Source organism: Pseudoalteromonas sp. TAP-3C (assembly GCF_059888565.1).
The window spans coordinates 477,044-491,941 of the sequence record NZ_CM187618.1; the positions used below are offsets into that span (position 1 = coordinate 477,044).

Annotated in this window: 13 protein-coding genes and 2 pseudogenes; 9 read left to right on the forward strand and 6 right to left on the reverse strand. The window is 40.4% G+C overall.

Annotated elements, in window-relative coordinates; all coding sequences use genetic code 11:
- Positions 1–14: 14 nt before the first annotated feature.
- The 8 genes and pseudogenes from pbp4b to drt3b all read left to right on the forward strand — a co-directional run bounded on the left by pbp4b (position 15) and on the right by drt3b (position 9,726).
- Positions 15–1,664 carry a penicillin binding protein PBP4B gene (gene pbp4b / locus AC6H44_RS02210; RefSeq protein ID WP_500737230.1) on the forward strand — a complete coding sequence of 550 codons (1,650 nt, stop codon included), beginning with the start codon at positions 15–17 and terminating at the stop codon, positions 1,662–1,664.
- 98 nt (positions 1,665–1,762) lie between these two features.
- Positions 1,763–1,990, forward strand: a pseudogene (locus AC6H44_RS02215) (Na+/H+ antiporter NhaC family protein); the annotation flags it as partial.
- Between the two features lie 92 nt (positions 1,991–2,082).
- Positions 2,083–3,288 (forward strand): IS4 family transposase, encoded by a 1,206-nt coding sequence (locus AC6H44_RS02220; RefSeq protein WP_500735106.1) that lies wholly within the window; start codon positions 2,083–2,085, stop codon positions 3,286–3,288.
- A 10-nt stretch (positions 3,289–3,298) separates the two neighbouring features.
- Positions 3,299–4,465, forward strand: a pseudogene (locus tag AC6H44_RS02225) (Na+/H+ antiporter NhaC family protein); the annotation flags it as partial.
- Positions 4,466–5,174: 709 nt separating this feature from the next.
- Positions 5,175–5,501 carry an IS66 family insertion sequence element accessory protein TnpB gene (gene tnpB, locus AC6H44_RS02230; protein ID WP_500737231.1) on the forward strand — a complete coding sequence of 109 codons (327 nt, stop codon included), beginning with the start codon at positions 5,175–5,177 and terminating at the stop codon, positions 5,499–5,501.
- Between the two features lie 67 nt (positions 5,502–5,568).
- The gene (gene tnpC / locus AC6H44_RS02235; protein WP_500737232.1) at positions 5,569–7,158 is read left to right on the forward strand and encodes an IS66 family transposase; all 1,590 of its coding nucleotides are present in this window, start codon (positions 5,569–5,571) and stop codon (positions 7,156–7,158) included.
- Positions 7,125–7,682, forward strand: coding sequence for a hypothetical protein (locus tag AC6H44_RS02240; RefSeq protein ID WP_500737233.1), 558 nt, complete (start codon positions 7,125–7,127; stop codon positions 7,680–7,682). The genes tnpC and AC6H44_RS02240 overlap by 34 nt, the downstream gene beginning before the upstream one ends.
- Positions 7,675–9,726: an antiviral reverse transcriptase Drt3b gene (gene drt3b, locus AC6H44_RS02245; RefSeq protein WP_500737235.1), complete on the forward strand. Its 2,052-nt coding sequence runs from the start codon at positions 7,675–7,677 to the stop codon at positions 9,724–9,726. Before AC6H44_RS02240 ends, drt3b begins: the two co-directional genes overlap by 8 nt.
- A 332-nt stretch (positions 9,727–10,058) precedes the next feature.
- On the opposite strand, the gene AC6H44_RS02250 is transcribed toward drt3b, so the two are convergent.
- From AC6H44_RS02250 to AC6H44_RS02275, 6 genes are all read right to left on the reverse strand, one after another.
- A complete protein-coding gene (locus AC6H44_RS02250) occupies positions 10,059–10,688 on the reverse strand; it encodes a hypothetical protein (RefSeq protein WP_500737237.1) in 630 nt (209 codons plus the stop codon).
- Positions 10,681–11,265, reverse strand: coding sequence for a sigma-70 family RNA polymerase sigma factor (locus AC6H44_RS02255; RefSeq protein WP_500737238.1), 585 nt, complete (start codon positions 11,263–11,265; stop codon positions 10,681–10,683). Before AC6H44_RS02255 ends, AC6H44_RS02250 begins: the two co-directional genes overlap by 8 nt.
- Before the next feature lie 14 nt (positions 11,266–11,279).
- Complete coding sequence (locus tag AC6H44_RS02260) at positions 11,280–11,912, reverse strand: energy transducer TonB (RefSeq protein WP_500737240.1); 633 nt, start codon at positions 11,910–11,912, stop codon at positions 11,280–11,282.
- A gap of 155 nt (positions 11,913–12,067) precedes the next feature.
- A complete protein-coding gene (locus AC6H44_RS02265; RefSeq protein WP_500737241.1) occupies positions 12,068–12,748 on the reverse strand; it encodes a DUF799 domain-containing protein in 681 nt (226 codons plus the stop codon).
- 1 nt (position 12,749) lies between these two features.
- Entirely contained in the window at positions 12,750–13,097 is a 348-nt protein-coding gene (locus AC6H44_RS02270) for a DUF4810 domain-containing protein (protein ID WP_008111382.1), read from the reverse strand.
- Entirely contained in the window at positions 13,094–13,777 is a 684-nt protein-coding gene (locus AC6H44_RS02275) for a CsgG/HfaB family protein (RefSeq protein ID WP_500737242.1), read from the reverse strand. Before AC6H44_RS02275 ends, AC6H44_RS02270 begins: the two co-directional genes overlap by 4 nt.
- A gap of 264 nt (positions 13,778–14,041) precedes the next feature.
- Here AC6H44_RS02275 and AC6H44_RS02280 point away from each other — a divergent pair, with 264 nt between their 5' ends.
- The gene (locus tag AC6H44_RS02280; RefSeq protein ID WP_500737244.1) at positions 14,042–14,881 is read left to right on the forward strand and encodes an REP-associated tyrosine transposase; all 840 of its coding nucleotides are present in this window, start codon (positions 14,042–14,044) and stop codon (positions 14,879–14,881) included.
- Positions 14,882–14,898 lie beyond the last annotated feature (17 nt).

Here is a 14,898-nt window from a genome sequence, read left to right on the forward strand (position 1 = left end):
AGTGGGCTTTAAAAATGATAAATAATAAAACGTACTATAAAGTAGTTATATTACTGCTGAGCATTATTATCGCTGGTTGCAGTGGCTCCACCGCTATTAAATCAGAACGCCCTTTAACGGTTAAAAATATCAATGCGTTAGCTAATGCTCAGGTGATTGCGACTTTTCCAGATGCAAACCCCAGCAGCAGAGAATATGTAAATAACCGCGGCATTTTTAAAGCCTACCGTGGCCGTGGACAACTATTGCTACAAAATGTCAGTGCGGTTAGCGCCGATATATACATCAATAATAAAAAGCTCTCTCTTAATGAGCCTTTACGCGCTAACACCGAGTACGATTTTAATTTAGGGCAATATACTCATAATGGGGTTAACACCTTTAAAGTGGCGAATATTCAGCCTGCAGACGGCAGTTTAACGCTGCGATTTGCCTTTGCTACTCTAAATAGCTCAGCGGCTAAAACGGTTGATTTTAGTGAGGTAGACAAGCTAATAGAAAAAGATGTTGCAGCGGGCTTTCCTGGTGCGGTATTAGCGGTAATTAAAGCGGGTAAGTTATTAAAATTAACTGCGTATGGCGATGCTAAGCAATATCAGCAAAATGATTTAATGTTATTGCGCCCAGAGCCAATGCAAACAAATACCTTATTTGATTTAGCCTCAAACACTAAAATATTTGCCACTAACTTTGCGCTAATGAAACTGGTGAGCGAAGGGCGGTTAAATATCAATAACAAAGTGAGTGATTACTTAACAGAATATCAAGGCGATGGACGAGAGTATCGCCAAATAAAAGATTTACTCACTCATAAAGCAGGCTATCCACCGGTGTTCGACTTTCACCGTAAAGACACCGCTTACGGCGAGGCGTTTTTTTCACAAGCCAGCGACACCACTAAACAATTACTGCTCACCAGCGTGCCATTAGCCAATGAGCCAAGCGGACAGCATGTTTATTCTGATATTGATTACATGATTTTAGGCGTTTTAATTGAACGCATTAGTGGCCAACCACTCGATGAATACCTAGAGCAGCATATTTATGCGCCTTTAAAATTGAAAAACACTTTATTTAATCCGCTTAAAAAAGGCTTTAATCGCCAGCAATTTGCCGCCACAGAGCTTGGCGGTAATACCCGCGATGGGCGAATTCATTTTGATAATATTCGTACCCATGTATTGCAAGGGCAGGTGCATGACGAACGAGCTTTTTATTCACTGGATGGCGTAGCAGGCCATGCGGGCTTGTTTAGTAATGCCCCCGATTTAGCCGTTTTATGCCAAGTGCTGCTAAACAAAGGCGGTTATGGTGATACGCAAATATTTAATGCCAGTAGCTTAGCGCAATTTTTAACCCCACAAAGCAGTGATGAAACCTACGGCTTAGGTTTTCGTCTTGCGGGTAATAATCAGGCGCGGCGTTGGCACTTTGGCCCGTACGCGAGCGCTCAGGCTTATGGGCATACAGGTTGGACTGGCACAGTGACTGTGATTGATCCTGCTTACGATTTAGCCATCATTTTACTTACCAATGCACGCCATTCACCAATTAAAGGCAGTGAAAAACGTTATCAGTTTGTGGGTAAAACCTATGAAACCGCTCAATATGGCTCTGTTATTTCATTAATTTATGAGGCATTTTTAAATCAGCAAACTCAGTAAGTGACTTAATTGTTTAAATCTATTAAGTTAACTGCTTACTATTAACTAACCAAGGCTGTTAAAGCCGCGTTTATTATAAAAATTAAAAAGGTTTAGCTATGTCTTGGTATTCTATTTTACCGCCACTGATTGCCATTATTATTGTGTTTTGGCGCAAAGAAGTGATTATGGCGTTACTTGTTGCGGTTATTTCATCGGAATTTTTACTTGCACTGCAAGGCGAAGGCAATAGCGTATTTACCACGTTTTTAAATAGTATTGAGCGCATAGTGGCAGTGGCAAGCTCGCCTGGTAATACCCGTATTCTCATATTTAGTATTTTAATTCTGACGAATCCCCACAAAATAAAAATTAATGGTAGACTCTCATGATTATTTGTGATCAAATTTTTTCACTATAAAAAAACTCACTCATAATCATGAAAGCCACCGAAATATTACACAAAGATATTGCCATTGCCTACCCTGAAATTCATAAAACACGTTTAAATACAGTCTTTACGTTTGTTAACTCAGGCTTGCGTGACCAGCGCGTTACTGTCACTTACCTAGGCCGCGGATTAAAATCATTTTCTAATACCGATAAAAAACATGATATTAAACGCGCAGACCGTTTGATTGGTAATGCTAACCTGCATCAAGAACGTCTTTGTTTCTATGAGCATATGACCGAATGCTTAGTAGGCCAGCAACAACACCCACTTATTATCGTTGACTGGTCACCTATTAATGGCGGCGAAATATTTCAAGTGCTCAGGGCAAGCATACCAATGGGGGGAAGAGCGTTAACGCTCTATGAAAAAGTGTATCCTGAAAGCGAATTAAATACCGAAGCGGCTCATCAACACTTACTCGATAGCTTGGCACAGTGTTTACCTGCAGATTGTCAGCCTATTATTTTATCTGATGCTATTTTTAGAACGCCATGGTTTAAAGCCATAGAAGATAAAGGCTGGTATTGGCTTGGGCGCGTCAGAGGCAATGTGACCTTATCTAGCGACCTTGAGACATGGCGAAATTGTAAATCATGGTTTGAGCAAGCAACAGATAAACCACACCTTCTGACACAGATTTACTACGGAAAAACAGTTCGTTTCGCGTGCCAAGGTGTTTTGTTTAGAGGGAAAAACAAGGGACGTAAAAAAATCAAAAAACGGGGTGGGCAATCTCAATGTACAACGGTTAAATACCAACAACAAAAGGCCAAAGAGCCTTGGCTACTTGTGTTTAATTTACCTACACAATTTACAGATAAGCCTCAACGGATTGTGACTTTATATAAACAACGTATGCAAATAGAAGAAAGTTTCAGAGACACTAAGAATGCAAAACTTGGCATTAGTTTAGCCTTTGCAAATTCAAGAAGCGCAGAAAGGTTTGATAATTTATTGCTCATAGCGGCGTTAATGTTGTTTGTCTTATGGTGCATAGGGTACACCGTGTCGGCACAACAAGGGGATGCGGCATTACAAGCGAATACAGAGAAAAAACGACGAGTATTGTCCTATATTTATCTTGGCAAAGAAGTGGTTGATGATCCTAGGTATGAGCCTGATGGGCAGTTCATTATTTATGTGTATAGCCAGTTGTCACTTCTGACTATACAAATTGATAATTTAGGCTAAATTCGTGGGGATCTCTCAGATTTTAATTGGTGCCTTACTTGCCTATATTCGCGAGTCGGGCGGGGTGGCTGCCACGGTTAATTTACTGATGAATAAAGGCGTTGCTAAAAGTAAGCGCCAAGTGGGTTTTTTAACTATGTTTACCGGCATTGCAGTATTTATAGAGTCAAACTTAAGTGTGCTTACCTCGGGTATTTTATCGCGTGGCCTGTTCGACAAGTTTAAAATGAGCCGCGCGCGTTTGGCTTATATTATTGATAGTACCAGCGCTCCGGTATGTATTTTAATCTTGCTTAACGGCTGGGGCGCATTTGTATTGGGCTTATTGGGTAATTATGAATTAGGCGAATCGGCGGTATCGGTATTGTGGGGCAGTGTAGGCTATAACTTTTACGCTATAATCACCTTAGTTATTGTTTTTTATACTATCGCCTTTGATAAAGTGCATGGCCCAATGAAAGTAGCTGAGCAAACATTAGAGCTACAAAAAACCGAACTAAAAGAAGAAGTAACCGGCTCTAAAGCGCGCTTTATGTTAGTGCCACTGTTAACGCTCATTGTTAGTATGGTCGGTTTTATGTTTTACACCGGTAACGGGGTACTTGCCGAGGGCAGTGGTTCAAAATCGGTGTTGTATGCCACGGTGTTGGCTATTGTTGTGGCGTATTGTTTAATGATTAGCTCACGCCAGTTTACTCACCATCAATTAGTCGATACCGGCTTTAAAGGCATGGGTGAGCTATTACCATTGGTCAGCATTGTATTGTTATCGCTTACGCTTGGCGCAAGTTTAAAAGAGCTGGGTACAGGCGTATTTGTGGCATCACTGGTTGGCGACTACTTACCAATATATTTAATTGTGCCGGTGCTGTTTTTAACTGGCGCGGTTATGTCATTTACTACAGGTACATCGTGGGGCACGTTTGCCATACTCATTCCCATTGGCGTACCGCTTATTCAAGCACTTGGTTTACCGCCATCGCTGGTGGTAGGCGCTATTTTGGGTGGCGGTATATTTGGCGATCATTGCTCGCCTATATCCGACACCAGCGCGGTATCGGCCATCGCCTCAGGCTGTGATTTACTCACCCACGTTAAAACCCAGTTACCCTATGCGTTAGTGGGCGGCGGCCTCACGTTTGTGGCTTACTTAGTAACGAGCTTAATTGTTTTGTAGGTTGGGTAGAGCGTAGCGAAACCCAACAAATCACAAATATGCTTACTCGCTCAATAGCCAAGAGTATGTGTTACTTTACTTGTATAAGATGACTTTAGCCACGAATGGTTTAACACTGAGATCAAGGATATCACCGTAGGCGCTGAGCTTGCTGGCGCGTGTGATTGTAGGTTGGCTAGAGTGCAACGAAACTCAACAGGCTTAGTTTAAATTGTAGGTCGCCCTTTAGGGCGATAAATGAATTTTACCACTGTAGACGCTAAGTTTGCTGACGTGTGTGATTTTTCGATTGGTTTTTACTGCTAACTTTTGTCGGGATAAATCCGCGACCTACATTAAAAGCCTTATTCAAGGTTTTGTCGCGCTGGCGACAGCAGCCAAAGAGGGACTATAGCTTTTCAAACTTAGCTCTGCTGCAAGTAATTCATCCTTGCTTCCACTTCCTCATACAGCGAAGCTGCGCTTCGGTTATTCGTCACCTCCCAGCGCATCCGAGCATCACCGCTTAATCCTTCAAAACACAATTAATTTAAGCGTAAACACCATGAAAACACATCTATGTGCAAGCATGGCTTTCATTTCATTCATGAAATGCATTACTCATCAATTACTTATTTTCAGGGCGTGATGAAGGGGGGAGGGTTTTAAACGTGAGATTGGTGTTTGGTCTTGGCAAGAAACAAGACCTGACCCTCCGCATTTACCGCGCGTGTACTTATATTGTGAGCCGATTGATTTTCGCAAGTCTCATCGCGGCTTAAGCACCTTGATTGAAGCGCAATTAGGCCACAACCCGTTTAGTGGTGAGCTGTATGCGTTCACCAATAAACAGCGCAACAAAATCAAATGCGTATTCTGGGAAGATAATGGCTTTGTACTGTATTACAAAGCGTTAACTGAGGATAAATTTAAGTGGCCCAAGCGCCCTGATGAGCTGGTAAACTTAACGGGGCAACAACTTAATTGGTTACTCGATGGCTATGATATTAACCTGATGAAACCCCATAAAAAATTGCAATTTGAGTCAGTTTTTTAGCGACAAAAACAGCCTGTTTTGATACAATAAGCCCAGTTAAAATAAGGCGTTAAAGGCTGTTTGTATCGTGACTTCCTCTTCTAAAAATCTAACTGAAATTGAGTTGCTTCGTGCTCAGTTAGCAGAGCAAGTCCGTGTGAATAGAGAGCAGTTTGAGCGCATCGAATTTCAAGCGAGTCGCATCGATATTTTAGAAGAGGTGGTGCGCCACCTCAAATTAAAACGCTTTGCCCCCAGCAGTGAAAAAATCGGCCAAGGGCAGTTCTTGTTGTTTGATGAAGCCGAGTTAGTCACCGACCCTGATGTGATTGCTCATGAGCAAGACGAAACGCTGGCCACTAACACGAATAAAAAAGCCCCCTCTACACCACGTGGCCGTAAACCGTTCGCGGCTGATTTACCCCGTGAACAAATCTTCTTATACCTTACTGATAAGGAAAAAACCGGCGCTAAAAGCACCTTCTTCGCCAAGGTTAAAGAAGAATTAGACATTATCCCCGCTAAAATTCGCGTATTGGAATACATGCAGGAAAAAGCGGTGTTCGGGCAAGGCGAAGAAAGCCAGAAAATCGTGGCGGCTGCACTGCCAAAACACCCCATCAAAGGCGCCATGGGCAGTATTGGTTTAATCGCCCATGCCATTACGGCTAAATACGTGGATGGTTTACCGTTATATCGGATTGAAAAGCAGCTCGCGCGCTATGGCGGCAACATCTCCCGCGCCACCTTGGCCAATTACGTGATGAAATCGGCCAACGTGCTGCAGCCCATCATTAACCTGATGCGCGACAAACACCATGAAGGCAACGTTATTGCGATGGATGAAACGCCGCTACAAGTATTGAAGGAGCCCGGCAAAGCCGCGACCTCCAAGAAATACATGTGGGTTTCCCTTGGCGGTTTGCCGGGGCAACAAAGCGTGTTGTATGACTACGACCCGTCGCGTAGCGGCCAAGTACCGCTGACATTACTCGAGGGCTTTAAAGGCTACCTGCAAACTGATGGTTATGATGGGTACAGTCCTGCGTGTAAAAAATATAGCCTTATTAGTGTGGGCTGCATGGACCATGCACGGCGCAAATTTAAAGATGCCTTCGACGCTGCGCCAAAGAAAAAAACCAACAACGTCGGCAAGGCTGCCGTGGCACTCGCCTTGATTAAAAAGCTCTACAATATTGAGCGCCAGATAAACGACCTAAGCGAGAAACAAACAGACTTCACGGCTGAGCACATCAAAGCGTATCGGCAACAAAATAGCGTGCCGATATTAAATGACATCAAAGCGTTTCTCGATACCAACGTGAACAAAGTGCCCAAAGACAGCTTAACGGGCATCGCCATTCACTACATGCTGAACCAATGGAAAAAACTGACGGTTTACAGCACCTGTGGTGAGCTGCGCATCAGCAATATCTTAGCCGAAAATGCCATTCGCCCGTTCGTGGTTGGGCGCAAAGCTTGGCTGTTTGCCGACACCCCACAGGGTGCCCATGCCAGCGCGGTGTGTTACAGCATCGTAGAAAGTGCCAAGCTTAATAACCTTGAGCCGTATCAGTATCTTCATGACTTGCTAACCAAGTTACCTTATGCAAAAACGGTAGAGCAAATCGACGCGCTGCTGCCATGGAATATCAGCAACAGCGATCAATTAGCATAATTGTCAATATACGCGCAGAATTGAGCGCTTACCTATTAAATGATAAAACTGAAGAGCTAGATCTCTTAAACGGTAGTCCTAGAAGTTTTGAGTATCTTGGTTATCATTTCAAAATCGAAAATGAATCTTGCGCTATTAAATTGAGTTGCAAGAAAAAAAACAAATTGAAGGATAGACTTATACAATCGTTCAATTACTTTGATAAAGAGTACAAAAATACGCCAAGAGTTGCTTGCAGAAATTTATTTTTAAGAATTCGTTTTCTGACTGGAAATACAAGACTTCTCAATAGTAAGTCAAACGCTTTTGTAGGTGTTTTTTTTAGTAACAAGTTCATTACTGACACTTCTGATTTAGTAGCGTTAGACAGGTTTCTAAAGCATAAACTGACCTTACTTCCTGATCTTAAGCTTAAAAAGCGTCTTCAAAAGATGTCATTTGAACAAGGGTTTGAAAATCAGATTTTTAGAAAGTTTGATATGAAGGATTTAAGTTTAGTTTCAAAAGGATGGGACAATGGCTAAGAAAGCGCTATCAATAAATTTTCCAATCGAAAGAGCTGTATTATCGGACTTTTCTCCGTTCGAAGTTCCAATCACTTTTTCGAATAGACACTTTTACAACTTTTTAGTTGAGCACAATTTAAAGCATGACGGAAAGAACTTCTCATGGAAACGAAAGAATCAACCTTTAGATCAGCTTATACTATTACTTTTAGGTCTTGAGCAAACAACTCCACTTACTTTTTATGAAGACATTGGAATTAAGTATGTAAAAACTGATATCGGTTACGGTAAATTACCTTCAATTTCTTTTACTTTTCCTATCTCACATAAGCATAACGAATTTCGATATTTATCTGTTATTCATCCAAAAGGGCAGATATTAGCTGTAGATTTCTATGATAAATACAAGGATTTGATTACATATTACTCGGATCTAAGTCCTTTGAGTTTACGCTCTGCAAAGAGGGTTGCTGGATGTACTTACATAGACTCGAAGTCACTTATGGAGAGCTTTGATAAGGATGACTCACAGATTGAAGTAGAGGGGCAAGATTATGAAAATTTACGGTCATTTTTTGTTTATAAAAAATACAAGAACATTTTTGAGTTCTATGAGTCTCAAGATCATCACTGGTGTGAAAAGCGATTTAATTACCTCTCAAAACTAGACGTTACACAATGTTTTGATTCGATTTACACACATTCAATGGCGTGGGCAGTATTCAAAAAAACTTATGCAAAACAAAATTTAGATACGACAAAGGGCACTTTTGCGTATAAGTTTGATCAGCTAATGCAGAGAGTTAATTATAACGAAACAAATGGAATAATTATAGGGCCTGAACTTTCGCGAATATTTGCAGAGATAATCATGCAGGCTACAGATAGGGAAGTAGTTGAAGATCTCGGATCAGACAAGTATGGTCTCCTTCTTGGCAGGGATTTTCAAATATATCGATATGTAGACGACTATTTTATTTTTTATAATGATGAAAATATCTTTAATACAATCAGAGACATTATACAAGTAAAGTTGAAAGTTTATAAGCTCTCATTGAATAAGCACAAAGAGGAGACTTATTCGCGGCCAATAATAACACCAATCACGATTGCAAAGAAAAAAATCGCGAACCTCATATCTGAAAAACTTGAGTATAAAATTGAAAAGAAAACCAATGAAAATGAAGAAGAGCTTAAAGAAGGCACAATTTACATTAATCAGAGTAGTCTATCTACAGACTTTAAGTCTATCTTGGCTGATTCAGGCGTAACTTATTCAGATATACTAAACTATTCTTTGGCTATAATAGAAAAGAAGACCAAAAAGATTCTTCTTGATTACAAAACAATTCAGGAAAATGAGTCAACAGCTCGCCAGCTAATTAATGCATTGGTATCAATAATTAATTTTACTTACTTTACCTACTCTGTTGCTCCTAGGGTGAATAGCACGATAAAGCTTTGTAGAATAATTCAGCAAATAATTTTATTCATAAAAGATCAGAAGTTAGGAGTCGAGTTTCAACATATTATTTTTAAATGCATTTTTGATAATACATGTTCGATTTTAAACAAATATTCGGTTAATAAGTTCACACCTATTGAGACACTTTATCTATTGGTATTGCTACGACAGCTTGGTAAATATTATTGGTTGGATGAAGCTACTCTAATTAAATATTTCAATATTGCTAAAAGTGAAGAAAGCCTGAAACTCGAGAGTGATTTGAATTATTTCTCAATAACCACTTTGCTATTTTATATATGTAACAAAAAGCGCTACGAGCCGATAAAAAGTACCTTGATGGAGTACATTAATGAGCTTTATATAAATAGAGCGGACACGTTAACATCTGATTCAGAAATGGTACATTTGACATTAGATTTGATAGCTTGCCCATTTTTAGATGTTAGCTATAAAAAGTCACTATTGAAAAAGTATGGGATACCAACTTCTAGCGTGAAGAAAATAGTTGAAATTAACACCTTTTGGTTTACCAAATGGAAAAATTTTAATTTCGCCAAAGAGCTAGACTCTAAGCTTAGTAACGAAGTATACTAATTTTGAACGCATCAGGTAACCTTAATGGCTGTTGGCAGCCACACACACCAGCGTAAAAAGGTATCACTGTCCTATGCACGGAAGTTTTACTGGGTAGAATCCACCTGAGTTTTACCGTTTAAGCGCCTTAACATTGATGAGCTTTTTGGCCTAATCAATGTAGAGGCGCTCAAACCCAAAATTTGACTTTCTTGTATACTTATTCTGTTACACTTATTTAGAATTGGCCTCACCCATACAGACTTGAGATCCCTAAAACACTTATATAGAGCCCAAAGTGTGAGATCAAAATTTTGACTTCAGGCGTCAAAAATCTAGATTTATATTACTGCTTATTGTTGTGGTAAAAATCCCCCCCTACACATCTTAACCCCATCTCCCGCATGCTTCAGCGCAATTATCTGCCCTTTGCCGTTATGTGCTATAGCGAGCATGTCACCGGTATTTATATTACTTTCAACTGCATGCTTCCCTTTTAAATCACTGAGCAGTGACTGCTTAATTTGTACCAGTACCTCGTCATTACAGCTGGCTATGTACCAGTCGTTATCGACCTTTACGAGCGTGCCGTATTCTATGTAGTGTTGTTGATGGCGGTGTAAATCGTTTGCTAGTTGAGTGTCGAGCGCGCGTTTTTTTTGCGTTATGGTGCTTGCGTAGTTACCTGTTTGATCTATTTCATGCGTTGTTATAAACGAGTAGTCGTGTATGTCTATGGTGTTTAATACGGTTTTAGGGGCAGTATTTATCACGTTGTTACTGTCAAGCACTATAAAGGCCAGTAATCCCAATGCGCAGGTAAGACTTGTGAGTTGCAGGGCAAAGCCAAGCTTTTTAGGTTGTTTTTGGATTACGGAGTGTTTTAACGCCTGTTGCTGAGCGTGCGAAAGGCTGGTGCGCGCTTTTCGCTCGTTATAATGTTGTGTGAGCTTTTCATCAAACTGCTCATCAGGCTTATTCATTATAGTCTCCCAATAATTGTTTTAGGTTTTGCTTGGCGTAGCGTAGCCTTGTTTTTATAGTTTGGGCGTTGCTTTGCGTTATAAGTTCTATGTCGGCAAGGCTAAAGCCTTCTTGTTGTAGGGTGATGGCTTCGCGCTGCACAAAGCTAAGTTGCTTGAGCGCTGTGTTAAATGCTTCGTAACTTATGTGTGTGTTACCTATATGCGAATCACTATTTGTTAATTCACTTTGATTGTCATTTTGCGCAGGCAGTTGGCTGTTTTCGTCAAGCTCTACAAAGTGTTTTTGTTTACGGTATTCGTCTACTAATGTGTTACGTGCGAGTCGAAACAACCAGGCTTTAGGCGTGGTTTGTGCTTGGTAAAGGTAGCGCTTTTCAATAACTTTTAGCCATGTTTGTTGGCTTACGTCGTATGCTAAATGTGTATTAGATTGGGTAACTAGGTAGTGATATAAATCGTTACTGTATAAGGCAATAAGCTGCTCTAAGTGGCGGTTGTCGCCACTTTTTGCATACCGCGCCATGCAGTCTTTGCTTGGCGTTTCAAATAACCATGACTTAATACTCAATAGCATAGGCGCTTATTCCTTTACTGCGAACTGTCTAATTTAAAATCAAGCTGTACGGTTTGACCTGTTTGTAATTGTGCCACACCTTCAATTACTTTTGGGCGATATTTCCAGCGTTTAATGGCGCGAAGTGCTTCGCGATCAAATATGCGTTTTGGCTCGGAATTTACTACCGTGGCATCAATCACTTCACCTGTGGGTGAAATATTAAAGCTAAGTTGCACCCAGCCTTCTATACCATCACGTGCTGCGCTAGTTGGGTATTTAGGATTTATACGCACAATGGGTGAAGCATCTCCCGTAGGGCGGGTAAGTGTTTGCTTCATATTATCACCAAATCTGTCAATTACTATGGGTGGTGCTGTGCTTATTGCTGTTATTGGCTCATTACTAGGTGTTACACGTGGTGGTGCTTTAGGCGGCATTTTAGGTGTGGGTGGGGGCGGTATTCTTTTAATATGCGTGGTTTGTTTATCTTCTGGCGCTTGAAAAATCTCAGCAGTAATATCATCACCCAATTTGATAGGTGCTCTTTGTTCGCCACTAATTAAGTATTGCATAAAGGCGAATGCGATAAAGGTCATCGTAGCACCGCCAATAACAGCTGTTGATGTTTTGAACATGGGGTTTTTAGGGAATTCAAGTGTGTGCATAAGCCGCTCCAAATTAACTTATTATGTTGTTTAAGAGCTATAACGGCTGGCAAATAGAAATGGGGTGAAATAGTTTTAAAAATTTAATTTATTAAAAAGGCCGAGTTAGTATTTAACTCGGCCTTTTTATATTTTATCACTTACGTTTTTGCAAGTTATTGTTTCTTTTCACTTAGTGCCGGCTGGCCATAGTTTGGCGAACGTGGACCATACAATAAGCCATTGTATGTATCTGATGAAAGTAAACGATGAGAGCTAATTGCAGCAATTTCAAAGCCTTTATCACTCACTGTTTCAGCAATTTGATTAATAGCTGCAACAACCAGCATACCGACTAAGCCACCACCAGTGTTATTGTTTTGTTGCTCTGCAGATGACGCTCTGGCTTTATCTTGCCAAAGTACTTCGCCAGTGCGTAAATCAACAAGTTTGGCTGATACAGTAACCGCTGTTTCACTTGAAATAACTACGTAGCTAGTACCGTATTCTTCAATATTGATATACAGGGCTGCATCGGCACCAAAAATATCATGTAACTTTTTAACTGGCACTTGGTGAATATCGTTTGCAACCGTTAAGCCATTACCTTTAAAGGTTTGATCAACAACCGCGACCGGGAATACATAAAAACCAGATTCAGCTATAGGGGTCATCATTTGCGTCATTACGCTATATGGCGCGATTACTTCTGGTGTGTTGTTTAAAGGGGGTAACACAAGAATCGAATGAGGATCTGCTTGTCTAAATGCACTGTAATCATGGCTTGGTGGTGGTGATACACAGCCTGCGAGTGCTGTTAATAATGTTGCGATAGAGATGAGCTTTAAATAACGCATATTAAGCACCCTTTGCCGATTTTAGAAGAAAGTCGATATACTGAACTGATTCAGGAAATAATTGTTTTTCTGTTTCAAAATGAGCAATACCTTGCACAGCATTGCCTGTATCAAAATACAACATACCTAAATGAGCATGTAATCCTGGTGCTATTGCTTTACTGTTATTAGCTGCATCAGCAATAACCTGCTCTAGAATGGTTATTTGCTCTTCAACCGAAACCTCATCTGCCTTTAAATAGGCGTAAACGGCGCTGTTGTAGTCACCGTAATAATAAAGCGGTTCTTTGGTGTTATTACACCCAGTAAGCGCGACGCATACTATAGCGGTAGCGATTAGTTTTTTCATGCTTTACTACCCCATTGACCTGCTTCAAGACCAGTAACTAGTTTGTTTACAACTTCCCGAATCGCTAAATCGAGTACTTTTCCGTTTAATGTTGCATCGTATGAAGCTGTGCTACCAAAGCCAACTACTTCACGCTCTGACAAGCTATACTCGCCAGCACCTTGGACTGAGTAAATAACTTCTGATGTTGTTACATCAACAATGTTAAGTGTTACTTTGGCGTATGCAATTTGCGACTTGCCTTTTCCTAGTAAACCGAATAATTGACGGTCGCCAATCGCTTTACGGCCAAACTCAGTTACATCACCGGTTACTACAAATTTTGCACCGCTAATTACTTGTTTTGCGCCTGTTAATTTAGCTTCTTCTGCAAGTGCTTGCATATTGTCGCGGTCCAGCACACTAAAACGGTTAGTTTGTTGTAAGTGGCTCATTAAGGTTGTTTTTGCTTGGCTACCCAAACGATCTTGGCCTGATGAAAAAATACCATTTTGAAAACTTGAGCGATTTACAAATTGACCCACAACTAATTTACTCTTGGTGCCAGAGTAAGTGGTGTTGTAAGTTGCTACTGTTGGTGTGTCTATAGCCTTTGACGAGGTAGTTGCACAACCAGATAAAGTGGCAGCTGCAAGTGCAGCTATTAGAGCTGTTGCTAAGTGTTTTTTATTTTTTAACATGAAATTTCCAATGTTCGTAGTGGGTAAATAATTAAACGAACACTTGGGATGTATTTACACTGATAAGCTTATTACATTATTCAAGAATCCGTTCCGAGGACATTTATAAACAAAAAGCCATATATATGCAATTATTATTACTTGTAATTGTTAACAGACATTAATGGGTAAGGGGATCCCTCAGGGTCAGGTCTTTCTTCTTGCCTTTTTGTTGGTTGCGGCTAATCTTTAGGTATTAATTTATACAAATTGATAGGTGAAAAGATGGCAAGGCCTCTTAGATTAGAGTTTGCGGGTGCGCTATATCACATAACTTCACGGGGGAATGAAAGAAAACCTATCTATTTAGATGAATCCGATTTTGAAGGGTTTTTAACAACCTTAGGAGATGTTTGTGAGCGCTATAATTGGGTGATCCATTCTTTTTGCTTAATGACCAATCATTACCATTTATTAGTCGAAACGCCGGATGCAAATTTAAGCAAAGGGATGCGACAATTAAACGGTGTGTATACGCAATGGTTTAATAGAAAGCATCGACGTGTAGGGCATTTATTCCAAGGGCGTTATAAAGCTATATTAGTTGATAAAGATAGGTATTTATTAGAGTTAACTAGGTATATTGTTTTAAACCCAATCAGAGCGAAAATGGTTGATAACTTATCGGAGTGGCCTTGGAGTAGTTGGCATTTTGTGATGGGCCAAGCGCCTATTCCCCAATGGCTTGCGGTAGATAAAATGTTATTGCAATTTGCAAAGTATAAAACAATAGCCAAGCGTAAGTTTGCGCAGTTTGTTGAGCAAGGAAAAGGGCTGGATCCTTGGGGAAATATTTCAAATCAGGTGTTTTTAGGTAGTGCTGAGTTTGTAAAGGAGCATTTAGAATTACTTAAAGAGCAGGAAGGCGATTTATCGGAAGTGCCCCAAAAGCAAAGGCGCAGAGCAGCATTACCATTAGCAGAATATGCTCAACGGTTTAATAACCGTAATGATGCCATAAGAGCTGCTTATGCATCTGGCGGGTATACGTTGAAAGAGGTTGGCGATTATTTTCAGCTGCATTATTCTCGAATAAGTAAAATAGTGGCAAAAAGAAAGACCTGACCCTGACGAATCCCCAC